This is a genomic window from Pseudomonas sp. R76, assembly GCF_009834565.1.
Taxonomy (GTDB): domain Bacteria; phylum Pseudomonadota; class Gammaproteobacteria; order Pseudomonadales; family Pseudomonadaceae; genus Aquipseudomonas.
Map to the genome: position 1 here is coordinate 2,216,647 of NZ_CP019428.1, position 24,801 is coordinate 2,241,447.

The window sequence follows — 24,801 nt, forward strand, 5'->3', positions numbered from 1 at the left end:
AACCGTCAATCCACTCCAGCAAATCTGTGCTTGAGTAAATATAACTCTAGGGTTACTTTTATTCAGGCCAAGCCAAGGAGGCTGGGGGGCAAAGCAGGTTATTGATCAAGGAGCTGCAAGAGGCGGGTTGGGTGCTGGATCGGGTCACGGGCGGTCATCATATTTTTACTCACCGCTATAACCCGTACACGATCCCGGTGCCGCACCCCAAGAAGGACTTGCCCCTGGGCACCGTCAGAAGCATCAGGAAACGCGCCGGGCTGTTTCAGTTTTAAGGAGAGCACTCATGCAATACCCAATGTGTATCGAATGGGGCGACGACTTCACCGCCACCGGTATTCAGATCCCCGATATACCGGGCGCGGTCACCGCCGGGGACAGCTTCGAAGAGGCGTACAACGCCGCCGTGGAAGTCGCGCACATCATGCTGCAGGAGATCGCCGCCGAAGGCGGGCCGATTCCGATGCCCACCTCGGTGGCCAACCACCACGCGAACGAAGACTACGCCGGGATGGGCTGGGGGATGTTGGAGTTGGACATCTCGCCCTATCTGGGCAAGACCGAGAAGGTCAATGTGACCTTGCCCGGTTATGTCATCCAGCGAATCGACCGTTATGTGCGTGAGCACAAGGTCAAAAGCCGCTCGTCATTTCTGGCGGATGCGGCCTTGGAGAAATTGGTGCGCTCCTGACCGTCATCAGGCTGTGGCGACCGCCGCTTGCCGCGACGCACTCAGGAACCGCAACAACGCCACCAGCGGGAACGCACTGCCCACCAGCATCACGCCAAGCCAGCCGCCGTGTTCATACACGCTGCTGGCAATCGCCGAGCCAAAGGCACCGCCGATGAAGATGCTGGTCATGTACAGCGCGTTCAGGCGGCTGCGGCTGTTGGCGTCGAGGGCGTAGATGGCGCGTTGGCCGAGCACCATGTTCATCTGCACGCAAAAATCCAGCACCACACCGGTCACGGCCAGGCCGATCACGCTGTACAGCGGGTGCACAAAGGCCGGCAGAAAACTCAGCGCAGCAAACAGCATGGCCAGCAACGAGGCGCGGTGCGTGTGGCCTGCATCGGCTAGGCGGCCGGCGATCGGGGCGGCAATCGCGCCCAGTGCACCGACCAGGGCGAACAACGCGATTTCGCTTTGGCTCAGGCCGTGATTGCGTGCCAACTCAAGCGGCGCGGCGGTCCAGAACAGGCTGAAGGTGGCAAACATGCAACCTTGGTAAAACGCCCGCTGGCGCAATACCGGTTGCTTGCGCAGCAGCGTACCGAGTGAGCGCAGCAGTTGGCCGTAGCTCGCGCTGTGGTCGGGTTGACGCTTGGGGATGGTCAGCAGCAGCACGATGCTGATGAACGCCATCAACGCGGCGGCGGCCATGAACATCGCACGCCAGCCGAAGTGATCGGCCACCACGCTGGACACCGGCCGTGCCAGCAGGATGCCGAGCAACAGCCCGCCCATGATGCTGCCGACGACGCGGCCACGGGATTCGGCAGGCGCCAGGTGTGCGGCCAGCGGGATCAGAATTTGCACCGAGACGGAACTGAATCCGATCAGCAACGACACAAGAAGGAACAAATTCGGCTGCTCGGTGAAAGCCGCGCCCAGTAGGCTGGCGATGGCCAGTACCGTGGTTGCAATCATCAGCTTGCGGTTTTCCAGCAGGTCGCCCAGCGGCACCAGGAAGAACAGGCCCAAGGCGTAGCCGATTTGCGTCAGGGACACGATCAGGCTGGCCATCGCCGGGGTCAGGCCGATGTCCGGCGCAATCAATTCGATGATCGGTTGGGCGTAGTAGATGTTGGCCACAATGGCGCCGCAACAGAACGCAAAAAGCATCACCATGCCTCGGGTCATGGTACCTGTAGCGTGTGGAGTCGCGTTCATGGTGTTCTCGTCAAAGCAAAGGAAGATGGCGTGCGAGAGTAAAGACAACCTCGTGGCCGGAGTAGAGCGCTGTGAGTGATATCACTCATGCCGCAAATTAATGACTGAATCGTTAACTTTTGAGTCGAACGGCAATGATACATTCAGTCACAACTGCCGAAACAGGAAATCCACTTTCATGAAAATCACGCTGAACAAGATGATCCTGGCTTCAACCCTGGCCGCGGCCATGGCCATTGGCTTGGCCAACGCCGCCAATGCCGCCGACGCGCCACGCGTTGGTGTGCGCGGCGCCATCACGGCGATCGACGGCGACGCCATGCACGTCAAGATCAACAGCGGTGAAGACGTCACCGTGCACCTGACCAAAGACACCCAGGTGCGCGCCGTCACCCTGGCCAAGATTGATGAAATCAAGCCTGGCAGCTACATCGGCTCTGCCGCCATGCCGAATGCCGATGGCACCCTGACGGCCTTGGAAGTCCACGTGTTCCCACCGGCCATGGCCGGCACCGGCGACGGGCACCGCGCGTTCGATTTGAAAGAAGGCAGCAGCATGACCAACGGCACCGTCGGCGACCTGGTGGTCAGCAACGGGCGCACCTTGACCGTGAAGTACAAAGGCGGCGAGCAGAAGATTGTGGTGCCGGACGATGTGCCGATCGTGAACCTGGAGCCAGGTGACCGCAGCTTGCTCAAACCGGGGGTGAAGGTGGTGATGTTCGCAGCGCAGGGCGCGGATGGGACGATTACCGCCCAGGCGATCTCCGCCGGCAAGGATGGCGTGACACCGCCGATGTAACGGCCAAACACTAAACCAAATGTGGGAGCTGGCTTGCCTGCGATGCAAGCACCTCGGTGTTTCAGGCATTGCGAGGTGATGCTATCGCAGGCAAGCCAGCTCCCACACTTGACTGCATTTCTTCAGTTAAAGCGGTTTATTGACCGCTGTAGATCTGATCAAAAACCCCACCATCATTGAAGTGGGTTTTCTGCACGGTGCGCCAGTCACCAAAGGTCTTCTCTACCGACAGGAAGTCGACTTTAGGGAAGCGGTCGGTGTACTTGGCCAGCACCTTCGGGTCACGTGGGCGCAGGTAGTTGTTGGCAGCAATTTCCTGACCTTCCGGCGACCACAGGTATTTCAGGTAGTCCTCGGCAGCCACGCGGGTGCCTTTCTTCTCGACCACTTTGTCGACCACCGACACCGGTGGCTCAGCTTCGGCCGAGACGCTTGGGTAGATCACTTCGAACTGGTCACGGCCAAATTCACGCGCGATCATTTCCGCTTCGTTTTCAAACGTCACCAGCACGTCGCCGATCTGGTTGGTCATGAACGTGGTGGTGGCTGCACGGCCGCCGGTGTCCAGCACTGGCGCGTGTTTGAACAGCTCGCCAACGAATTTCTTCGCCTTGTCTTCATCGCCGCCGTTCTTCAGCACATAACCCCAGGCCGACAGGTAGGTGTAGCGGCCGTTGCCCGACGTTTTCGGGTTGGGCACGATCACTTGCACGCCGTCCTTGAGCAGGTCCGGCCAGTCTTTCAGGGCTTTTGGGTTGCCCTTGCGCACGATAAACACCGTGGCCGAGGTGAACGGCGCGCTGTTGTTCGGAAGGCGCGTTACCCAGTTGTCCGGCACCAGTTTGCCGTTGTCCGCCAGGGCATTGATGTCGGTGGCCATGTTCATGGTGATCACGTCAGCCGGCAGGCCGTCGATCACCGAGCGCGCTTGTTTGCTGGAGCCGCCGAACGACATCTGCAACGTCAGCTTGTCGTTCGGGTGCTCGGCTTCCCAGTGTTTCTGGAAGGCGGCGTTGTAGTCCTTGTAGAAGTCGCGCATCACGTCATAGGAGACGTTGAGCAGTGTGACGGGGGCGGCCTGAACGGCGCCCGCCAGGGCAAGGCCGGCGGCCAGGAGAGAGGCGCTAACGAGTTTTTTCACTGCTCATTCCTTGTTGTTCGAGAAGGCTGCTGTTGAGTGGGGGCAATTTGCCAGCGACTATAGCCGGGCCTGCATAGACGTTTAAAGATTAAAACGAACTTTGCTTATTCCACTTTACGAAACAAGTTACTGCCACAGCGCGAGCAAAACGCCGCGTTGGGTTCGTGGTTGTCTTTCTTGCACACCGGGCAATCGTGCTGCAACTGCTCGCCGCGCATGGCGCTGGCCAATTCGGCGGTGAAAATCCCGGTGGGCACGGCAATGATCGAGTAACCGGTGATCATCACCAGCGACGAAATCACCTGGCCCAGCGGGGTCTTCGGCACGATGTCGCCAAAGCCCACGGTGGTCAGGGTCACAATCGCCCAGTAGATGCCTTTGGGAATGCTGGTAAAGCCGTGTTCGGGGCCTTCGATCACGTACATCAAGGTGCCGAACACTGTCACCAGGGTGCACACGCTGACCAGGAACACCACGATCTTCTGCTTGCTGCCGCGCAGCGCCGCCATCAGGTAGTTGGCTTGCTTGAGGTACGGGCTGAGCTTGAGCACGCGGAAAATCCGCAGCATCCGAATGATGCGGATGATCAGCAGGTACTGGGCGTCGCTGTAATACAGGGCGAGGATGCCGGGCACGATGGCGAGTAAATCCACCAGGCCATAAAAGCTGAAGGCATAGCGCAACGGCTTGGGCGAACAGTACAACCGCAGCCCGTACTCGATGGCGAAGATCAGCGTGAAGCCCCACTCGATATACGCCAGCAGATTTGCGTAGTTCTGGTGAATCTGGTCGATGCTGTCGAGCATCACGATCACAATGCTGGCGAGGATGATCAGCAGCAGGATGCCGTCAAAGCGCCGCCCGGCCAGCGTATCGCTCTGAAATACCATGACGTAGAGCCGCTGACGCCAGTCGTTGTTGCTGTCCATAAAGCCCGCCCAAATCGAATATCGAGCAAGCCTAGGGGGATTCGTACGGGCTGTCCACGCGGGCTTTAAACAACCGTCGGCTGGCGCGTACCAGCCAGCAGGCGAGGATAAACGGCGCGGTCAGCGCAGGCAGGTGCAGCGCGGCGAAACCGGGCGTGAGAATGACCGCCAGGAGAATGCCGAGCAGCGGCAGCCAGGGTTGGCGACGTGTCTGGCTCAACGCCAGTGCGGCCAGCGCCGGGTTGTAGCTGTGCAGGCCGAGGAGGGCGCTGCCGGTTTCGTCCATCAGCAGGGCGAGCAATACGCCGCAGCTGGCACCGATCAGCGCCCACAGCGCGGCGCGGCGGTTGGCCAGCAACAGGCCCAGCGCAATCAGCGCGCCGGCCACCGGCTGGTCCAGCAGCATGATTTGCGCGAGCCCGGTAAACGGTGCGCTGAGCACGCTCAAAGTATCGGGTTCGGTGAGCACAAATGTGTTCTCAGGCACGCTGCCCAGCAGCAACCAGCCCAGGCCGACAAAAGGCGCGGTATAGGCGGGCAGGTCATCCGCCGTCGTCGCGTGTTTCAGCCATTGCCGTGTGAGCATCGCACTCAAGCCGCCACACGCCAGGATCAGCGGCGGCAACAAGGCTGACCAGGCGAAATGCTGGCTGATCAACACACCCAGCAGCACACCGTTGTAGCTATAAAGCCCGGCCTGGCGCTCCGCCTTGGGATAACCCCGGCGCTGGGCGGTGAGCAAACCCGCGACGCCACCCAGCAACGCCCCGCCGAACAAGGCCGGGGCGCCGATCAGGATGGCCAGCAGGCACAGCAAGCCACACAGTGGCTGGCGTTGCAGGAAGATTTGGCTGAAGCCGTTGAGCAGGGCTTCGGCCCAGTCGGGGCAGGTTGGGTTGTGCATGGTGGTTTAGTCAGTGAGACCGAGTTGGCCCCAATCGCAGGCGAGCCAGCTCCCACATTTGACTGTGTTCACACATCAAAAAATGTGGGAGCGGGCTTGCCCGCGATGGGGCACTTGCAGACGCTAAATCAACGTCTCGATACGCAACGAGTTGGTCGACCCCGGCTGCCCGAACGGCACCCCGGCGGTAATCACCAAGGTATCGCCGCGCTGCGCCATGCCTTGGGCCTGGGCAATTTCCAGCGCTGTGGAACACACCTCATCCACTTGGCGCAGCCGATCATTGACCACCGAGTGCACGCCCCACGCCACGCTCAAGCGCCGCGCCGTGGACAGGTTGGGCGTGAGGTTGAGGATCGGCGCCACCGGTCGCTCCCGCGCTGCGCGCAGGCTGGAACTGCCGGACTCGCTGTAGTTGACCAGCACCGCCACCGGCAGGATGCTGCTGATACGCCGGATCGCGCAGCTGATGGCGTCCGACACCGTGGCATCGGCCTTGGGCCGGCTGACATCGAGTTGCGTCTGGTAATCCGGGCCGTTTTCCACCTGGCGGATGATCTTGCTCATCATCTGCACGGCTTCCAGCGGGTACTCGCCCGACGCGGTTTCCGCCGACAGCATCACCGCGTCGGCGCCTTCGGCCACGGCGTTGGCCACGTCCGTCACTTCGGCGCGGGTCGGCGCCGGAGAGAAGCGCATGGATTCGAGCATCTGCGTGGCCACCACCACCGGTTTGCCCAACTGGCGGCAGGTGCTGATGATGTCTTTCTGGATTTGCGGCACGCTCTCGGCGGGCACTTCAACGCCCAGGTCGCCTCTGGCCACCATGATTGCGTCGCTCAGTTCGGCGATTTCCTGCAGGCGTTGCACGGCTGAGGGCTTCTCGATCTTGGCCATCAAAAACGCCTTGTCGCCGATCAACTCGCGGGCTTCGCGGATGTCTTCCGGGCGCTGCACGAAGGACAGCGCCACCCAATCCACGCCCAGTTCCAGGCCGAAGCTCAGGTCGCGGCGGTCCTTGGCGGTCAGTGGGCTGAGTTCCAGCAGCGCTTGCGGCACGTTAACGCCTTTGCGGTCGGACAGTTCACCGCCATTGAGCACGGTGGTGTCGATGGCTTCGGCATGTTTGGTTATCACCCGCAGGCGCAGCTTGCCGTCGTCGAGCAGCAGGTCCATGCCTGGCTCCAGCGCCGCGATGATTTCCGGGTGGGGCAGGTTGACCCGGCACTGATCGCCCGGCGTCGGGTCCAGGTCCAGGCGCAATGCCTGGCCGCGCACCAATTGCACCTTGCCCTCGGCAAACCTGCCGACGCGCAGCTTCGGCCCTTGCAGGTCCATCAGGATGCCCAGCGGGTAATTCAGTTGGCGCTCCACCTGGCGAATCCACTGGTAACGCTGGGCATGATCGGCGTGGTCGCCGTGGCTGAAGTTGAGGCGGAAGATATTCACCCCGGCTTCCACCAGCTCGCGGATGTCGTCGATGCCGTCGGTGGCCGGGCCCAGGGTAGCGAGGATTTTGACCTTCTTGTCAGGCGTCATGGTTGGCAGTCTCAAGGATCAGGATGGCGCGGAAGTCATTGACGTTGGTGCGCGTCGGCTCGGTGACGATCAAACCGTCGAGGGCAGCGAAGTAGCCGTAGCCGTTGTTGTTATCCAACTCATCGCTGGCCGACAGGCCCAGGGCTTCGGCCCGCGCGTAGCTGGTGGGGGTCATGATCGCGCCGGCGTTGTCTTCCGAGCCGTCGATGCCGTCGGTGTCACCCGCCAGGGCATATACGCCGGGCGGGCCTTTGAGGCTGTCGGTTAGGCTCAGCAGGAACTCGGCGTTGCGCCCGCCACGGCCATTGCCGCGCACGGTGACGGTGGTTTCGCCGCCGGAGAGGATCACGCACGGTGCCGCCAGCGGCTGGCCGTGCTGCACGATTTGGCGGGCGATGCCGGCGTGTACCTTGGCCACGTCCCGCGCTTCGCCTTCGAGGTCGCCGAGGATCAACGGGCTGAACCCGGCCTGGCGGACTTTCACCGCCACCGCTTCCAGGGATTGCTGCGGGCGGGCGATAAGTTGGAAGTGGCTGCGCGCGAGCACCGGGTCGCCGGGCTTGACGGTTTCCGACGCCGGGTTCTGCAACCAACTGCGCACCGAGGCGGGCGCGTCGATGCCGTAGCGCTTGAGGATCGCCAGGGCTTGCTGCGAGGTGCTCGGGTCGCCGACGGTGGGGCCGGAGGCGATGACGGTGGCCTGGTCGCCCGGCACATCGGAAATCGCGTAGGTGTAGACCGTCGCCGGCCAGGCCGCCTTGGCCAGTCGGCCACCCTTGATCGCCGAGAGGTGCTTGCGCACGCAATTCATCTCGCCAATGGTCGCGCCGGATTTGAGCAGGGCTTTGTTGATGGTTTGCTTGTCGGCCAGGGTGATGCCTTCGGCGGGCAGCGCCAGCAAGGCCGAACCGCCACCGGAGAGCAGGAAGATCACGCGGTCGTCTTCGGTGAGGTTGCTGATCAGCTCCAGCACGCGCTTGGCCACCGCCAGGCCCGCTGCATCGGGCACCGGGTGTGCGGCTTCGACTACTTCGATTTTCTTGCACGGTGCGCCGTGGCCGTAGCGGGTGACAACCAGGCCGGTGACCTCGCCCTGCCAGCAATTTTCGACGACAAGGGCCATGGCAGCAGCGGCTTTGCCGGCACCGATCACGATCACCCGGCCACTGCGGTCGGCGGGCAGGTAAGGTTCAAGGACCCGCCGGGGGTGGGCGGCGTCGATGGCTGTGGCAAACAGCTCGCGAAGCAGGTGTTGCGGATCGACCGACATAAGCGGGCTCCCGGGGATTTTTTGTTATTAGGTTTGCAACTTGGAATGGGGACCAACCTGTGGGAGCTGGCTTGCCTGCGATAGCGGTGTGTCAGGCAATTAATGTGTAGCTGAAGGATCGCTATCGCAGGCAAGCCAGCTCCCACACTGGATTGCATTTCAACGGAGGTTACTTATCGCGAATCGAAAAGTTCGCCATATGCTCCAGCCCCTTGATCAACGCCGAGTGGTCCCAATTGCCGCCACCTATCGCCGTGCACGTGCTGAACACCTGCTGCGTACCGGCCGTGTTCGGCAGGTTGATCCCCAGCTCCTTGGCCCCGGCCAGTGCCAGGTTCAAATCCTTCTGGTGCAGGTTGATGCGGAAGCCCGGATCGAAGGTGCCTTTGATCATGCGTTCGCCATGCACTTCCAGAATCTTCGACGAGGCAAAGCCACCCATCAGTGCTTCACGCACCTTGGCCGGGTCGGCGCCGTTTTTCGAGGCGAACAACAGCGCTTCGGCCACCGCCTGGATGTTCAGCGCAACGATGATTTGGTTGGCCACTTTGGCGGTCTGGCCATCGCCATTGCCGCCGACCAGCGTGATGTTTTTGCCCATGCTCTGGAACAGCGCCACGGCGCGTTCGAAGGTCTGCGGCTCGCCACCGACCATGATGCTCAAGGTGCCGGCCTTGGCGCCGACTTCACCACCGGACACCGGCGCATCCAGGTACTGCGCGCCGGTTTCGTTGATCTTCGCCGCGAACGCCTTGGTGGCGGTGGGCGAGATCGAGCTCATGTCGATCACCACCTTGTTCGGCGACAGGCCAGCCGCGACGCCATCCTTGCGGAACAACACGTCATCGACCTGCGGGGTGTCGGGCACCATGACGATGATGAATTCGGCTTCCTGCGCCACTTGCTGCGGGTTGGCCAACGCCACGGCGCCGGCGTCGATCAGGGCTTGCGGGGCTTTGCCGTGGTGTTCGGAGAGGAACAGTTGGTGACCTGCTTTCTGCAGGTTCGCAGCCATGGGTTCGCCCATGATGCCGGTGCCGATAAATCCGATTTTAGCCATGATCAAAATCCTCTTTTTATTAGATGGGCAGGCTTTCTCGGGCCTGCCAGACACCGAAGATCTAGTGTGGGAGCTGGCAAGCCAGCTCCCACATAGTTCTGTGTTGTGCCTGCTAGATAGCGTTGTGGCTCTTGAGCCAACCCAATCCCGCCTCGGTCGTGGTCAACGGCTTGTACTCACAGCCGACCCAACCTGCATAACCAATGCGGTCCAAATGCTCGAACAGGAAGCGATAGTTGATCTCCCCGGTCCCCGGCTCGTTACGCCCCGGGTTATCGGCCAGCTGGATGTGATTGATCTCACCCAGGTGCGCCGCCATGGTCCGGGCCAGGTCACCTTCCATGATTTGCATGTGGTAGATGTCGTATTGCAGGAACAGGTTGGCGCTGCCCACCTGCTCGCGAATCGACAGGGCTTGCGCCGTGTTGTTCAGGTAGAAGCCTGGAATGTCACGGGTGTTGATCATTTCCATGACCAGCTTGATGCCCGCGGCTTGCAGCTTGTCGGCGGCGTACTTGAGGTTGGCGACAAAGGTTTTTTCCACGGTTTCGTCGTCAACGCCCTGCGGCCGGATGCCCGCCAGGCAGTTGACCTGGGTATTGCCCAGAACCTCGGCGTAGGCGATGGCCAGCTTGACTCCGGCGCGGAACTCCTCGACGCGGTCCGGGTGGCAGGCCAGGCCGCGTTCACCCTTGGCCCAGTCACCGGCCGGCAGGTTGAACAGCACTTGAGTCAGGCCGTTGGCGTCCAGCTGCGCCTTGATGTCGGCGGAGCTGAACTCGTACGGGAACAGATATTCCACACCCTGGAAGCCCGCATCGGCGGCCGCTTTGAAACGGGTGAGAAAGTCCTGCTCGGTAAACAGCATGGACAGGTTGGCAGCAAAGCGCGGCATAGGGTTCTCCTTAATCGAGCAGGGAAATGGCAGTCGGCGCATCGTTGCCGACCAGTGCCAGATCTTCGAATTCGTTGACGGCGTTGATCTCGGTGCCCATGGAAATATTGGTCACGCGCTCCAGAATAATCTCAACAATCACCGGCACCTTGAATTCTTCGATCATTTCCTCGGCGCGGCGCAACGCCGGGGCGATCTGGCCTGGCTCGAACACACGCAAGGCCTTGCAACCCAGGCCTTCGGCGACCGCGACGTGGTCGACGCCATAGCCGTTGAGTTCCGGGGCGTTGAGGTTGTCGAAAGACAGCTGCACGCAGTAGTCCATTTCGAACCCGCGCTGGGCCTGGCGGATCAAACCGAGGTAGGAGTTGTTCACCACCACGTGGATGTAGGGCAGCTTGAACTGCGCGCCCACGGCCAGCTCTTCGATCATGAACTGGAAGTCATAGTCACCCGACAGCGCGACGACCTTGCGGCTCGGGTCGGCCTTGACCACGCCGAGTGCTGCTGGAATGGTCCAGCCGAGTGGGCCGGCCTGGCCGCAGTTGATCCAGTGGCGCGGCTTGTACACATGCAGGAACTGCGCGCCGGCAATCTGCGACAGGCCGATGGTGCTGACGTAGCAGGTGTCTTTGCCGAACACCTGGTTCATCTCTTCGTACACCCGTTGCGGCTTGACCGGCACGTTGTCGAAGTGAGTCTTGCGGTGCAGGGTGGCCTTGCGCTGCTGGCAGTCATTGAGCCAGGCGCTGCGGTCCTTGAGCTTGCCGGCGGCTTTCCACTCGCGGGCCACTTCAATGAACATTGTCAGTGCGGAACCGGCGTCGGACACGATGCCCAGGTCCGGGGTGAACACGCGGCCAATCTGCGTCGGTTCGATGTCGACGTGAATGAATTTGCGCCCCTCGGTGTACACCTCCACCGAACCGGTGTGGCGGTTGGCCCAGCGGTTGCCGATGCCCAGCACCACGTCCGATTTCAGCATCGTCGCGTTGCCATAACGGTGCGAGGTTTGCAGGCCGACCATGCCGACCATCTGCGGGTGATCGTCCGGGATCGTGCCCCAGCCCATCAGGGTCGGGATCACCGGAATGCCGGTGAGTTCGGCAAATTCAACCAGCAGTTCGCTGGCATCGGCGTTGATCACGCCGCCACCACTGACCAGCAATGGGCGTTCGGCTTGGTCGAGCAGGGCCAGGGCTTTCTCGACCTGAATGCGCGTGGCCAAAGGCTTGGCCAGGGGCAGCGGTTGGTAGGCGTCGATGTCGAACTCGATCTCGGCCATCTGCACGTCGAACGGCAGGTCGATCAGCACTGGGCCGGGGCGGCCGGAGCGCATTTCGTAGAAGGCTTTCTGGAACGCGTACGGCACTTGGCCGGGTTCGAGCACGGTGGTCGCCCACTTGGTCACCGGCTTGACTATGCTGGTGATGTCGACGGCCTGGAAGTCTTCCTTGTGCATCCGTGCACGTGGAGCCTGGCCGGTGATGCAGAGGATCGGGATCGAGTCGGCCGAGGCGCTGTACAGGCCGGTGACCATATCGGTGCCCGCCGGGCCCGACGTGCCGATGCACACGCCGATATTGCCGGCCTTGGTGCGGGTGTAGCCCTCGGCCATGTGCGAGGCGCCTTCAACGTGGCGAGCAAGGACGTGATCGATGCCACCGACCTTCTGCAAGGCCGAATACAGCGGGTTGATGGCGGCGCCTGGGATGCCGAAGGCGGTGTCTACACCTTCACGGCGCATCACCAGGACGGCGGCTTCGATTGCTCTCATTTTGCTCATGGTTTTGGTGCCTCTTGCGTTTTGTAATTGTATACAAGTGGTGTCTGTTCAAAGTGTATTCACGGCGAGCGGCGCAGGTCAATGCATTTTATAAACTGGCGTTTGCGTTCGTCTGAATGGCTTTTTTCGACGTGTGGAGCCTTTGTGCGAAAATATTGTATACAAAAACAATATTCATTGTGTTCTATTTGTTTGATCGAGCTTCTGATCTTTCAGACCTCAACGGCTTTACCCATAACAAGATAAGGACGGCACCTATGAGCGCTTTAACCTTGAAACTCGCCACCCAACTGGCCAGCCAGGCCCTCACCGCAGGCCGCACGATTTCAGCCGCGCCGTTGACCATTGCGGTGCTCGACGGCGGCGGCCACTTGGTCACCCTGCAACGCGAAGACGGCGCCAGCCTGTTACGCCCGCAAATCGCCATCGGCAAGGCCTGGGGCGCGATTGCCCTGGGCAAGGGCTCGCGTTTGCTGGCGCTCGACGCCCAGCAGCGCCCAGCGTTTATCGCCGCCTTGAACAGCCTGGGGCAGGGCAGCGTGGTGCCGGCGCCGGGTGGGGTGTTGATTCGGGATCAGCAAGGCCTGGTGCTGGGGGCGATCGGGATCAGTGGGGATACATCGGATATTGATGAGCAGTGTGCGATTACGGCGATTGAGGCGGTGGGGTTGTTGGCGGATGCGGGGGTGTCTGCTTGATTTGAGGTGACAGTGCTGGCCCCTTCGCGAGCAAGCCCGCTCCCACACTTGACCGCATTCACAAATATAAATGTGTGAATCCAATCAAATGTGGGAGCGGGCTTGCTCGCGAAGGCGGCGCCTCGGTCTCGGCTCTAAACCCAAACCGCATCCCACAACGGATAGTCGCCAATCCGCTTCACCAAACCGGCCCTCAAGGGATTGGCCACCACATACCTGGCCATTTTTACCAAGTCATCTTCCTTGCGCAGTGCTCGGTCATGAAAACTGGTTTGCCAAAGACGCCCCTTGCGTCCAGTCGCGCCATTCACCGTCCGTGTACTTTTGGATTTCACCTGGCACATCAAATCCCCCAGCGATCCTTTTTGCAGTTCGATCAGCCAATGGAAATGGTCTGGCATGACCACCCAGGCCAGGGAGTTAGCCAGCCCTTGGTACTGGGCGAGTCTGAATTGCCAGACCACCAGGCGACCCAGATGAAAGTCACTGAATAGGGGGACACGTTCGTGGGTGTTGGTGGTGATCAGGTAGGTGCGGTTTGGTTCGCTGAACCGCCCGATACGCAGGCGGTGTGAAGTGGCTAGATCAGGCATTCCTTGGCCTCTCTTCAGGTGGTGTTCTGAGAGGCTAGATCTCGATGGCAGATGCTGATCTGTAGGCTTTTGGCAGGATGTGTCTGGGAGGGCGCTTTCGCGAGCAAGCCCGCTCCCACATTGGCTTTGCGGCGTTCCGACAAATTATGTCTGGCGCAGATCAAATGTGGGAGCGGGCTTGCTCGCGAACGGCACAGGCCCCTCGGTATCTCAGTCCGGCTCACACCCCTTCAACACCAACCGAATAATCGTCTGCGCCGCCGCTTCATAATCCGCCTCATCCAGCTTGGCTTTCCCGGTTACCGCCGATATCTGCCAATCAAAATCCGCATACGTCTGCGTTGCCGCCCAGATGCTGAACATCAGGTGATTGGGGTCGATGGCGGCGATCAGGCCGCGGTCCACCCAGCTTTGGATGCAGTCGATGTTGTGCTTGGCCTGGGCGTTGAGCTGCTCGATTTGCTCGGGGCTCAGGTGCGGGGCGCCGTGCATGATTTCGCTGGCGAATACCTTGGAGGCAAATGGCAGGTCGCGGGAGATGCGGATTTTCGAGCGGATGTAATTGCTCAGCACCACCGACGGCTCGCCCTCGGGGTTGAATGGCGTGGAGGCGGCCAGGATCGGCTCGATAATGCTTTCGAGCACCTCGCGGTAGAGGTTGTCCTTGGACTTGAAGTAGTAGTAAACGTTGGGCTTGGGCAGCCCGGCCTTGGCGGCGATGTCGCTGGTTTTGGTCGCGGCGAAGCCCTTGTCGGCAAACTCCTCGCTGGCCGCCCGCAGGATCTTTTCTTTGTTGCGCTCGCGAATGGTGCTCATAAACCAACAGTTTCCTTGCCAAGACAGGCGGTCGAGCATGGTAGCACCGGCTTGACGCAGCGCTCAATAATACCGGCCCAGCCCTTGCACGCCGGGCGTTTGAGCTGACTTTGTCTGTCTTGATGCTGAACGCATTCACGGTAGTACAGGCACAGGCTGGGCGCGCTGCTAGAGTTCAAAGCAACGACGCGGCTGTTTTGGCCGGCGTTCAGTCCTGTAGTCGGCGTTCGAGTGAGAAACCGTGGAGAAAAGCAGACGACGTACGTTCGCCTGGGTGGTTGGCGCGTTGTTGGTAATAGCGTTGTTGATTGGCCTGGGCCTGCACTTTTTTGGCGGCACCCACAAAGGTCGGCCACCGTCGCCCGGCGAGCCGGTTGCCGTGGTGCCGGTGGTTTTGCAGGATGTGCCGGTGTACATCGACGCCCTCGGCACCGTGACGCCCACCCGCAGCGTGACGGTGGTGACTCAGGTCAATGGCATCCTCAGCAGCGTGGAATTCAAGGAAGGCCAGCACGTCAGCAAAGGCCAGGTCATCGCCCGTATCGATGACCGCGCGCTCAAGGCGCAGTTGGCAGTCGCCAAAGGCACCCTGGCCCATGATCAAGCCGTATTGAGCAACGCTCAGCGTGACCTGGCGCGTTACCGCGACCTGGTCAAGGCCGGTTCCACCAGCCAGCAAACCCTCGACACCCAGGCCTCGCTGGTGCAGCAACAACAAGGCACCGTCGCCGCCGACCAAGGCAATGTGCAAAACCTCGAAGTGCAACTGAGCTACTGCACCATCACCTCGCCGGTGGATGGCGTGGTCGGCCTGCGCCTGGTCGACCCCGGCAACTACGTGACCACCGCCAGCACCACCGGCATCGTGGTGATCACCCAGATGAACCCCGCCACCGTGGTGTTCGCCGTGCCCGAAGATGACCTGGGGGCAATCAACCAGGCCATGTCCCATGGCAGCGTCACGGTGTTGGCCTACGACCGCAACAAGAAATCCCTGCTGGCCACCGGCGCGCTGCTGGCGCTGGACAACGAGGTGGACACCAGCACCGGCACGGTCAAGGTCAAGGCGCAGTTCGATGATTCGGGCAATGCGCTGTTTCCCAACCAGTTCGTCAATGCGCGGCTCAAGGCCGACACCTTGAGCCAGATTGCCGTGGTGCCGACCCGCGCGATCCAGCACGGCAGCAAGGGCGATTTCGTGTTTGTGGTCAACGGCAACAAGGCCAGCCTGCGCACCATCAAGACCGGCGCGTCGACCGGGGACGTTACCGCAGTGCTCGACAACGGGGTCAAGGCCGGTGAGCAGGTGATCACCGAAGGCGCCGACAAACTGGACGATGGCTCGTCGGTGAAGGTCGTCGCCCAGTGAGGAGCTGCCGAGGATGAATATTTCGCGGCCCTTTATCGAACGCCCGGTGGCCACCACGCTGATGATGGTCGCGGTGCTATTGCTCGGCCTGTTGGGTTACCACTTGCTGTCGGTGTCGGCGCTGCCGGAGGTGGATTACCCGACCATCCAGGTGTTCACCCAGTACCCCGGCGCCAGCCCGGATGTGGTCAGCTCTTCGATCACCGCGCCGCTGGAACGCCAGCTCGGCGAGATGCCCGGCCTCAAGTCGATGAACTCCACCAGCTCTGACGGCGCCTCGGTGGTGACCCTGCAATTTGACTTGTCGCTGTCGTTGGACGTGGCCGAACAGGAAGTGCAGGCCGCGATCAACGCGGCGGGTACGTTCTTGCCGGCCAACCTGCCGTACCCGCCGGTGTACAGCAAGGTCAACCCGGCGGATGCGCCGGTGCTGACCTTGTCGCTGACCTCCGACGTGCTGCCGCTGACCAAGGTCGAAGACCTCGCCGACACGCGCCTGGCGCAGAAAATCTCGCAGATTACCGGCGTCGGCCTGGTCACCATCAGCGGCGGCCAGCGCCCGGCGGTGCGGGTCGAGGCCAACACCTCGGCACTCAACAGCCTCGGCCTGTCTTTGGATGACCTGCGTACCTCGCTGGGCACCGCCAACGTCAACCAGGCCAAAGGCAATATCGATGGCAAATTCCAGGCCTATTCCATCGGCGCCAACGACCAGTTGCAATCGGCCGAGGAATACCGCGACCTGGTGATCGCCTACAAAAACGGCGCGCCGATTCGCCTGTCGCAGATCGCCAGTTCCACCCAAGGCCCGGAAAACCCGCGCCAGGCCGCGTGGACCAACGACACGCCGTCCATCGTGCTGAATATCCAGCGCCAGCCCGGCGCCAACGTGATCGAAGTGGTCGACCGTGTGCAGCAACTGCTGCCCAAGCTGCGTGCCAGCCTGCCGGGCACCTTGAAGGTCGCGGTGCTGACTGACCGCACCCAGACCATCCGCGCCTCGGTGACGGATGTGCAGTACGAATTAGGGCTGGCGATTCTGCTGGTGGTGATTGTGATTTTCGCCTTCCTGCGCAACATTCCGGCCACGATCATCCCCGCCGTGACCATCCCGCTGACGCTGATCGGCACCCTGGCAGTGGCCTACGCGCTGGGCTTTTCCCTGAATAACCTGACATTGATGGCGTTGACCATCGCCATCGGTTTTGTGGTCGATGACGCCATCGTCATGATCGAAAACATCACGCGCTACCTGGAGGCCGGAGACACGCCGTTGCAAGCCGCGCTCAAGGGCGCGGAGCAGATCGGCTTCACCATTATCTCGCTGTCCATCGCGCTGATTGCGGTGATGATCCCGCTGCTGTTCATGGGCGATGTGGTTGGGCGGCTGTTCCGTGAATTCGCCATGACCGTGGCGGTGACCATCGTGATTTCGGCGGTGATTTCCCTGACGCTGACGCCGATGATGTGCGCGCGCATGCTGAAGTCCAAACATGAGGAGCGCCGCGCGGACTTCTTCGACCGCATCAACCGCCACTACGTACGTGGCCTGGATTGGGTGTTGGCGCACCGCACCTTGACCCTGATTTCGGTGGTGCTCACCGCCGCGCTGACCTTGTTCACCCTGGTGATCATGCCCAAGGGTTTTTTTCCCGATCAGGACACCGGCCTGATCCAGGGCATTTCCCAGGCCTCGCCGACCATCTCGTTCCAGCAGATGCAGGTTGAACAACAACGCCTGGCCGCGCGGATTCTCAAGGACCCGGCGGTGCAAAGCCTGTCGTCGTTCGTTGGCATCGACCAGACCAACCCGACCATCAACCAGGGCAATTTGCTGATCAACCTCAAGCCACGCGGCGAGCGTGACAGCAGCACCGAAGTGATCCGTCGCCTGGCCGACGCGAATGCCGACGACGCCGGCATCCGCCTTTACCTGCACTCGGTGCAGGACCTGACCCTGGACGCCACGGTGTCCACCACCAGCTACCGCCTGGGCCTGCAAGCCACAGACCCGGATGAGCTGGAGCAGTGGACCACCAAGCTGCTCGCCGCGATCAAGCAAGACCCGATGTTCACCGACGTGCAAAGCCAGGCCATGCAGTTCGGCAACCAGATCAAGCTGACCTTCGACCGCGCCACCGCGTCGCGCCTGGGGATTACCCCGCAGGCCATCGACGATGTGCTCTACGACGCCTTCGGCCAGCGTCAGGTCTCGACCATCTACACCCAGCTCAACCAGTACCACGTGGTGATCGCCACCGACCACCCGCCGCGCAATTTGCCGGACTTGCTCACCGGTTTGTACGTGGACATTCCCGGTGGCGGCGTGGCGCCGCTGTCGAGTATGGCGACCATGGAAGTGGTGCGCTCGCCGGTCACCATCAACCGCCTGGGGCAGTTTCCCTATGCGGACGTGTCGTTCAACCTGGCCCCCGGCCAGACGCTGGGCGCGGCGGTGACGCGCTTGCAGGACATTGAAGCCAAGGTCGGCCTGCCGCTGTCGGTGCAGGCCAACCTCGAAGGCGCGGCGGCGACGTTCCAGGCGTCGCTGTCCAACCAGGTGTTCCTGGTGCTGGCGGCAATTGTGGTGGTGTACCTGATGCTGGGGATTTTCTACGAGAGCTTCGTGCACCCGGTGACGATTCTGTCGACGCTGCTCTCGGCGGCCCTCGGCGCCTTGCTGGCGTTGCTGGTGACGGGCACGCAGTTCGACATCATCGGCTTGATCGGCATTGTGTTGCTGATCGGCATCGTCATGAAAAACGGCATCATGATGGTCGACTTCGCCCTGGAACTGCTGCGCGAAGGCGGCTTGAGCCCGGTGGAGGCGATTCGCCAGGCGGCGGAGCTGCGGTTTCGGCCGATTCTGATGACCAGCATGGCCTCGCTGTTCGGTGCGGTGCCGTTGGCGCTGGGCACCGGCATTGGCTCGGAGCTGCGCCACCCGCTGGGCATTGCGATTATCGGCGGGTTGCTGCTCAGCCAGTTGCTCACGCTGTTTTCCACGCCGGTGATCTTCCTCGCCATGCACGGCTTGGGCGAACGCTTCAGCCGTCGCTCGGTGGCGGTGGAATGATGCGATGAACCTCAGCGCGCCGTTTATTCATCGCCCGATTGCCACCACGCTGCTGGCGGCCGGGCTGGCCTTGTTTGGCGTGTTGGCGTTCAACCTGTTGCCGGTGGCGCCGCTGCCGGAAGTGGACTTCCCGACCATCAGCGTCAGCGCCTCGTTGCCCGGCGCCGACCCGACCACTGTCGCAAGTTCTGTGGCGACGCCGCTGGAGCGTCAGTTCGGGCAGATCGCCGGGGTCACGCAAATGACCTCCGCCAGCAGCCTCGGCTCCACGCGCATCACTATGCAGTTCGACCTGAGCCGTGACATCGACGGCGCGGCGCGGGATGTGCAGGCGGCGATCAACGCCGCGCGCAGCAACTTGCCCAGCGACTTGTCCGGCAACCCGACCTACCGCAAGGTCAACCCGGCCGACTCGCCGATCCTGATCATCAGCCTGACCTCCGACAGCGCCACGCCAGGGCAGATGTACGACGCGGCCTCGACGGTGCTCGAACAGCGCCTGTTGCAGACCACCGGCGTCGGCGACGTGACGGTGGGCGGCGGTGCATTGCCGGCAGTGCGCATTGAGCTGAACCCGGACCGGCTGAACCGGTACGGCGTGAGCCTGGAGCAGGTGCGCCAGGTCATCGGCGCGTCCAACGCCAACCTGCCCAAGGGCAATGTGGCGGTAGGCGACCGCTCGTACGGCATCGGCGCCAACGATCAGTTGCTCGACAGCAATGATTACGGGCCGCTGGTGGTCAAGGCCAGTAACGGCGACCTGATCCACATTGCCGACCTCGGTTACGTGCGCGAAGACGTGCAGGACCTGCGTAACTTCGGCCTGTCCAACGGCAAGCCCGCAGTGCTGCTGGTGGTGTTCAAGCAGCCGGGCGCCAACGTGATAGACACGGTGGACGCGGTGAAAGCCTCGCTGCCGTTTCTGCAAAGCTCGATCCCGGCGTCGATCAAACTCAACCTGCTGATGGACCGCACCACCACCATTCGCGCGTCGCTGCATGACGTGGAAGTGACCTTGCTGGCCTCGATCCTGCTGGTGACGCTGGTGACCTTCGGCTTCTTCCGTGACTGGCGCAGCACCCTGGTACCGGCCGTGGTGGTGCCGTTGTCGTTGCTTGGCACCTTTGGCGCGATGTACTTCCTCGGCTACAGCCTGAATAACCTGTCGCTGATGGCGCTGACCATTTCCACCGGGTTCGTGGTCGACGACGCCATCGTGGTGGTGGAAAACATCATGCGCCACCTGGAGCGCGGCAAGACGCGGGTGGAGGCGGCGCTGGCCGGGGCGCAGGAAGTCGGCTTCACCGTGCTGACCATCAGCGTGTCGCTGGTGGCGGTGTTTATTCCGTTGCTGTTGATGGGCGGGATTGTCGGGCGGTTGTTTCGTGAGTTTTCGGTGTCGCTGTCGGTGGCCATCGTGATCTCGATGGTAATCTCATTGACCGTGACGCCAATGCTCGCCAGCGTGTTGCTGCGCGCGCCGAAGGAAATCCGCGAAGGCAACGAGCACCCGGACTCACGCTTTCACCGCTTCTACGACCGCACGCTGGGTTGGGTGATTGATCACTCGATCCTGATGGGCCTGGTGACAGTGCTGGTGATTGTGCTCGCGGGCGTGCTGTACGTGATGGTGCCCAAGGGCTTCTTTCCCCAGGAAGACACCGGGCGCCTGCAGGGCAGCATCATCGCGGCGCAGAGTATTTCCTACGGGGCGATGCAAAACGACTTCACCGCGATCAACCACAAGGTCATGCAAAACCCCAATGTGGAAACCGCTGCGGGGTTTGTCGGCGGCGGTGGCGGGGGCGGCGGGGCGGTCAACAGTGCGCAGCTGTTTGTGCTGCTCAAGCCGATTGATCAGCGCAAGGACACTGCCGTGGATGTGATCGGCCAAATCCGCCGCAGCCTCGGCGACTTGCCTGGCACCAAGCTGTTTTTACAGGCGGCCCAGGACATCACCGTGGGTGGCCGCCAAAGCGGCGCGCAGTACCAATACACCTTGACCGCCGACGACCAGCAATCCCTGGATGAGTGGGTGCCCAAGGTGGTGGAAGTGCTGCACAAGCTACCGCAACTCACCGATCTGAACACCGACCAGCAGGACAACAGCCTGCTGGCCAACGTGCACATCAACCGCGACACCGCCGCGCGGCTCGGCGTGGGCATGTCGGCGGTGGACCAGACGCTGTACGACGCGTTCGGCCAGCGCCAGGTCTCCACGCTTTACCGCGCCGCCAACCAGTACCACGTGGTGATGGAAATCGCCCCGGAGTACTGGACTGACCCTTCAGCGCTCAAAGGCATTTATGTGCCGACCGGCAACGCGTCAGTGGCGGCCAAAGGCACCACCGCTGCGCCGAACCTGACCACGCCAACGACGTTGGTGCCGCTGTCCGCACTGGCGGATAACAGCATTTCGCGCACGGCGATTTCCATCAGCCACCAAGGCACGTTCCCGGCGGTAACGGTGTCGTTCAACCTGGCGCCCGGCACTTCCATCGGCCAGGCCACCGCGCTGGTGGAGGACGCGGTGAAACAGCTGCGCATGCCCGCCAGCGTCACCGGCCAGTTTGCCGGTACGGCGCAGGTGTTCCAGTCGTCGGTGGCCAGTGAGCCGCTGCTGATTGTCGCCGCGCTGCTCTCGGTGTACATCGTGCTGGGCATTCTTTACGAGAACCTGATGCACCCGCTGACCATCCTCTCGACCTTGCCTTCGGCAGGCGTTGGCGCGCTGATCGCCTTGTTGCTGACCGGCACCGAGTTGTCGATCATCGCGCTGGTGGGCGTGATTCTGCTGATCGGTATCGTCAAGAAAAACGCGATCATGATGATCGACTTCGCGATCACCGAGCGGCGTGAGTTCGGCCTTACGGCCAAGGAAGCGATACGCCGCGCGTGCCTGATCCGCTTCCGGCCGATCATGATGACAACGCTGGCGGCGATTCTCGGCGCGCTGCCGCTGGTACTCGGCTCAGGCTATGGCTCGGAACTGCGCCGGCCGTTGGGGATTGCAATTATTGGTGGGCTGTTGCTCAGCCAAGTGCTGACGCTTTACACCACCCCGGTGATTTACCTCTGGCTCGACCGGGCGTCGCAACGCCTGGGGCGGCACAAGGAAGCAAGGTCATGAAACTCAGATATAGCGTGCTGTTGGCCAGCCTGATGCTGGGTGGTTGCATGGTCGGGCCGGACTACCAAAAACCGGCGATGGAGCTGCCGCAATCGTTCAAGGAAGGCGCGCAGTGGCAGCGTGCGGTCTCCAATCCTCAAGGGGCGTTGGACAGCCAGTGGTGGCTGGCCTACCAGGACCCGGTGCTGAATGACTTGGTGGCGCGCTCGGCCAAGGCCAACCAGTCGATCATCGCGGCCGAGGCGGCGTATCGGTTGGCCCAGGCGCAAGTGGCGTCGAGCCGCGCCGGGTTGTGGCCGACGGTGGGCGTGGGCTTGTCGGGTTCGCGCGGCGAGGGCGGTGACAGCAGCACGTCCAGCACCACCACGGCATCGAGCGGCGTGAAAAACAGCGTCAGCGCGACGTTGACCGCCAGTTGGGAGCCGGACTTGTGGGGCGAGGTGCGCCGGGGCATCGAATCCAGCCAGGCCACGGCCCAACAATCCGATGCGTTGCTGGCCGGGGTGCGGTTGTCGATCAGCTCCAGCGTGGCGAGCAATTACCTGGCGTTGCGGCAGATGGATATCGACGTGCGCCTGTTGCAACAGCAGCAGAGCATCAATCAGCAATTGCTCGACATGATCCAGGCGCAGTTCACCCAAGGCGTGGCGACCAACGACCAGTTGCTCGTGGCCCAGGACCAACTGACCACCTCGATTGCCGACCTGCAAACGTCGCTGCGTAATCGTGAGCAATACGAACATGCCTTGGCGGTATTGGTGGGCGTGGCGCCGAGTGAGTTCAGCATTGCGCCACGCACTGATTTTGCCTTTGTGGTGCCGCGGCCACCGCTGACCCTGGCGTCGACCTTGCTGCAGCGCCGGCCTGATGTGGTCGCGGCTGAGCGTTCGGCGGCGGCGGCCAACGCCAAGATCGGCGTGGCTGAGGCGGCGTTTTTTCCGACCCTCGATCTCACGGCCCAATTGGGTTATCGCGGCAGTGCCTTGGGTGGGTTGTTTTCGTTGCCTAACCGCATCTGGACATTGGGGCCGGCCTTGGCGGAGACGATTTTTGACGGCGGTGCGCGGGAGGCGGCGGTCAAGCAGGCTGAGGCGAGTTATGACCAGATTGCCGCCAACTACCGGGGCACCGTGTTGAGTGCCTTGCAGAATGTCGAGGACAACTTGTCCGCGATCAATCATCTGCAAACCCAGGCGGATGCGTTCCAGCAGGTCTATTCGCGCAATCAGCAATTGTTTGGCAGCCAGGAAGCGCAGTTGCGTGCGGGCACTGTCAGTCGGGAGACGGTGCTGACTCAGCAGTTGGTGTTGTTGCAGGCGGAGCAGAATTTGCGTGATACGCAGGGGCAGTTGAGCCAGGGCAGTGTGGCGTTGATTCAGAGCCTGGGCGGTGGTTGGCAGCACTGACACACCGGGATTGAAATGTGGGAGCTGGCTTGCCTGCGATAGCGGCGTGCCAGCCAACCACTATTCATCTGATGCACCACGCCCTAAATGTGGGAGCGGGCTTGCTCGCGAAGGCTATATGTCAGTTGGCTGGGATATTTAGTCGGAGTACATATCCATTGCTTCGGTAACGGCCACCTATGGTTCCGCTCTTACAGCGGCTCACTTTTTGAGGGACCAAAAAGTAAGCAAAAAGTCCTCGCCCCACCACTCGGTGTCTCGCCTAGGCTCGACATGCCCTCACTCCGGCTTGAATCCGTGTGCCGCCGCGATGGGCCATCCTTGGCCCAGCGCGGCTAACCCGGCGTCCTGCCGGGTTACCCACGGATTCAAGCCTGCGTTCGGCCAGCGTGGTTGACGGGGCGACTCAGATCAAGATCAAGATCAAGATCAAAAGCCAGATCAAGATCAAAAGCCAGATCAAGATCAAAAGCAGATCAACAGCCAGATCAAAAGCAATCCTCCGCGAGTAGCGCCCTATATTCCCTCACGGTCGCCGCGTTATATTCGCGGCACTCTAACCGCAGGATGAACCCATCATGGCAGGAAGCAGTTTACTGGTACTGATCGACGACATCGCCGCCGTCCTCGACGATGTGGCGTTGATGACCAAGATGGCCGCCAAGAAAACCGCCGGGGTGCTTGGGGATGACTTGGCGCTGAATGCCCAGCAGGTCTCCGGGGTGCGGGCCGAGCGGGAGATTCCGGTGGTGTGGGCGGTGGCCAAGGGTTCGTTTCTGAACAAATTGATCCTGGTGCCTGCGGCGTTGCTGATCAGCGCGTTTGCGCCGTGGGCGGTCACGCCGTTGTTGATGCTGGGCGGGGCTTATCTGTGTTTTGAAGGCTTTGAGAAGCTCGCGCATAGCTTTCTGCACAAGCGCACTGAGGAACAGGCGCACTTGGTCGAAGCGGTGGCGGACCCGGCGACTGACTTGGTTGCGTTTGAGAAGGACAAGATCAAGGGCGCGATCCGTACCGATTTCATTCTGTCGGCAGAAATCATCGCCATCACCCTCGGCACGGTCGCCGATGCGCCGCTGATGCAGCAGGTGATCGTGCTGTCGGGCATCGCGATAGTGATGACCATCGGCGTTTACGGGCTGGTCGCCGGTATCGTCAAGCTGGATGACCTGGGCCTGTGGCTGACGCAAAAGCCCGGCCAGGCAGCGCGCAGCATTGGCGGGGCGATCCTTCGCGCTGCGCCGTACATGATGAAAAGCCTGTCGGTGATCGGCACGGCGGCGATGTTCATGGTCGGCGGTGGCATCCTCACCCATGGTGTGCCGGTGGTGCATCACTGGATCGAGGCAGTGAGTCAAAGCGTCGGCGCCATGGCGTGGTTGATGCCGACGCTGCTCAATGCGGTGGCCGGGATTGTTGCCGGGGCACTGGTCCTGGCGATTGTGACTGGGGTGGGCAAGGCCTGGTCGGGAATCACCGCCAAGCCATAGACG

Annotated in this window: 20 protein-coding genes; 9 read left to right on the top strand and 11 right to left on the bottom strand. The window is 61.8% G+C overall.

Annotated features, from left to right (window positions below; genetic code table 11):
• Nucleotides 1-101 precede the first annotated feature (101 nt).
• Nucleotides 102-275 (top strand): type II toxin-antitoxin system HicA family toxin, encoded by a 174-nt coding sequence (locus PspR76_RS10190; RefSeq protein ID WP_159955071.1) that lies wholly within the window; start codon nucleotides 102-104, stop codon nucleotides 273-275.
• Nucleotides 276-286: 11 nt separating this feature from the next.
• Nucleotides 287-691, top strand: coding sequence for a type II toxin-antitoxin system HicB family antitoxin (locus PspR76_RS10195; protein ID WP_159955072.1), 405 nt, complete (start codon nucleotides 287-289; stop codon nucleotides 689-691).
• A gap of 6 nt (nucleotides 692-697) precedes the next feature.
• Here PspR76_RS10195 and PspR76_RS10200 read toward each other — a convergent pair whose 3' ends face one another.
• Nucleotides 698-1,894: an MFS transporter gene (locus PspR76_RS10200; protein ID WP_159955073.1), complete on the bottom strand. Its 1,197-nt coding sequence runs from the start codon at nucleotides 1,892-1,894 to the stop codon at nucleotides 698-700.
• 178 nt (nucleotides 1,895-2,072) lie between these two features.
• Here PspR76_RS10200 and PspR76_RS10205 point away from each other — a divergent pair, with 178 nt between their 5' ends.
• Nucleotides 2,073-2,696: a DUF5666 domain-containing protein gene (locus PspR76_RS10205; protein WP_159955074.1), complete on the top strand. Its 624-nt coding sequence runs from the start codon at nucleotides 2,073-2,075 to the stop codon at nucleotides 2,694-2,696.
• 136 nt (nucleotides 2,697-2,832) lie between these two features.
• Here PspR76_RS10205 and PspR76_RS10210 read toward each other — a convergent pair whose 3' ends face one another.
• The 8 genes from PspR76_RS10210 to gcl all read right to left on the bottom strand — a co-directional run bounded on the left by PspR76_RS10210 (nucleotide 2,833) and on the right by gcl (nucleotide 12,220).
• Nucleotides 2,833-3,837 carry a sulfate ABC transporter substrate-binding protein gene (locus PspR76_RS10210; protein WP_159955075.1) on the bottom strand — a complete coding sequence of 335 codons (1,005 nt, stop codon included), beginning with the start codon at nucleotides 3,835-3,837 and terminating at the stop codon, nucleotides 2,833-2,835.
• A 104-nt stretch (nucleotides 3,838-3,941) separates the two neighbouring features.
• Nucleotides 3,942-4,766, bottom strand: coding sequence for an ion transporter (locus PspR76_RS10215; protein WP_159955076.1), 825 nt, complete (start codon nucleotides 4,764-4,766; stop codon nucleotides 3,942-3,944).
• 31 nt (nucleotides 4,767-4,797) lie between these two features.
• Nucleotides 4,798-5,670 carry an urea transporter gene (locus tag PspR76_RS10220; protein WP_159955077.1) on the bottom strand — a complete coding sequence of 291 codons (873 nt, stop codon included), beginning with the start codon at nucleotides 5,668-5,670 and terminating at the stop codon, nucleotides 4,798-4,800.
• 123 nt (nucleotides 5,671-5,793) lie between these two features.
• Nucleotides 5,794-7,209, bottom strand: coding sequence for a pyruvate kinase (pyk, locus tag PspR76_RS10225; protein WP_159955078.1), 1,416 nt, complete (start codon nucleotides 7,207-7,209; stop codon nucleotides 5,794-5,796).
• Nucleotides 7,199-8,479: a glycerate kinase type-2 family protein gene (locus PspR76_RS10230; RefSeq protein ID WP_159955079.1), complete on the bottom strand. Its 1,281-nt coding sequence runs from the start codon at nucleotides 8,477-8,479 to the stop codon at nucleotides 7,199-7,201. Before PspR76_RS10230 ends, pyk begins: the two co-directional genes overlap by 11 nt.
• Before the next feature lie 169 nt (nucleotides 8,480-8,648).
• On the bottom strand, nucleotides 8,649-9,539 hold the full coding sequence (locus PspR76_RS10235; RefSeq protein ID WP_159955080.1) for a 2-hydroxy-3-oxopropionate reductase: 891 nt from the start codon (nucleotides 9,537-9,539) through the stop codon (nucleotides 8,649-8,651).
• Between the two features lie 112 nt (nucleotides 9,540-9,651).
• Complete coding sequence (gene hyi / locus PspR76_RS10240; protein WP_159955081.1) at nucleotides 9,652-10,434, bottom strand: hydroxypyruvate isomerase; 783 nt, start codon at nucleotides 10,432-10,434, stop codon at nucleotides 9,652-9,654.
• 10 nt (nucleotides 10,435-10,444) lie between these two features.
• Nucleotides 10,445-12,220 (bottom strand): glyoxylate carboligase, encoded by a 1,776-nt coding sequence (gene gcl / locus PspR76_RS10245; RefSeq protein WP_159955082.1) that lies wholly within the window; start codon nucleotides 12,218-12,220, stop codon nucleotides 10,445-10,447.
• 257 nt (nucleotides 12,221-12,477) lie between these two features.
• Here gcl and PspR76_RS10250 point away from each other — a divergent pair, with 257 nt between their 5' ends.
• Nucleotides 12,478-12,918 carry a GlcG/HbpS family heme-binding protein gene (locus PspR76_RS10250; RefSeq protein WP_159955083.1) on the top strand — a complete coding sequence of 147 codons (441 nt, stop codon included), beginning with the start codon at nucleotides 12,478-12,480 and terminating at the stop codon, nucleotides 12,916-12,918.
• Between the two features lie 134 nt (nucleotides 12,919-13,052).
• On the opposite strand, the gene PspR76_RS10255 is transcribed toward PspR76_RS10250, so the two are convergent.
• Both PspR76_RS10255 and PspR76_RS10260 read right to left on the bottom strand, forming a co-directional pair.
• Entirely contained in the window at nucleotides 13,053-13,511 is a 459-nt protein-coding gene (locus PspR76_RS10255) for an REP-associated tyrosine transposase (RefSeq protein ID WP_159955084.1), read from the bottom strand.
• A gap of 210 nt (nucleotides 13,512-13,721) precedes the next feature.
• Nucleotides 13,722-14,327 (bottom strand): TetR/AcrR family transcriptional regulator, encoded by a 606-nt coding sequence (locus PspR76_RS10260; RefSeq protein ID WP_159955085.1) that lies wholly within the window; start codon nucleotides 14,325-14,327, stop codon nucleotides 13,722-13,724.
• Between the two features lie 241 nt (nucleotides 14,328-14,568).
• On the opposite strand from PspR76_RS10260, the gene PspR76_RS10265 reads away from it, so the two are divergent.
• The 5 genes from PspR76_RS10265 (at nucleotide 14,569) to PspR76_RS10285 (ending at nucleotide 24,798) form a co-directional block, all read left to right on the top strand.
• Nucleotides 14,569-15,696 (top strand): efflux RND transporter periplasmic adaptor subunit, encoded by a 1,128-nt coding sequence (locus tag PspR76_RS10265; RefSeq protein WP_159955086.1) that lies wholly within the window; start codon nucleotides 14,569-14,571, stop codon nucleotides 15,694-15,696.
• Nucleotides 15,697-15,709: 13 nt separating this feature from the next.
• A complete protein-coding gene (locus tag PspR76_RS10270; RefSeq protein WP_159955087.1) occupies nucleotides 15,710-18,772 on the top strand; it encodes an efflux RND transporter permease subunit in 3,063 nt (1,020 codons plus the stop codon).
• A 4-nt stretch (nucleotides 18,773-18,776) separates the two neighbouring features.
• Nucleotides 18,777-21,902 (top strand): efflux RND transporter permease subunit, encoded by a 3,126-nt coding sequence (locus PspR76_RS10275; protein WP_159955088.1) that lies wholly within the window; start codon nucleotides 18,777-18,779, stop codon nucleotides 21,900-21,902.
• Nucleotides 21,899-23,308, top strand: coding sequence for an efflux transporter outer membrane subunit (locus PspR76_RS10280; protein WP_159955089.1), 1,410 nt, complete (start codon nucleotides 21,899-21,901; stop codon nucleotides 23,306-23,308). The genes PspR76_RS10275 and PspR76_RS10280 overlap by 4 nt, the downstream gene beginning before the upstream one ends.
• Before the next feature lie 578 nt (nucleotides 23,309-23,886).
• The gene (locus PspR76_RS10285; RefSeq protein WP_159955090.1) at nucleotides 23,887-24,798 is read left to right on the top strand and encodes a DUF808 domain-containing protein; all 912 of its coding nucleotides are present in this window, start codon (nucleotides 23,887-23,889) and stop codon (nucleotides 24,796-24,798) included.
• Nucleotides 24,799-24,801 lie beyond the last annotated feature (3 nt).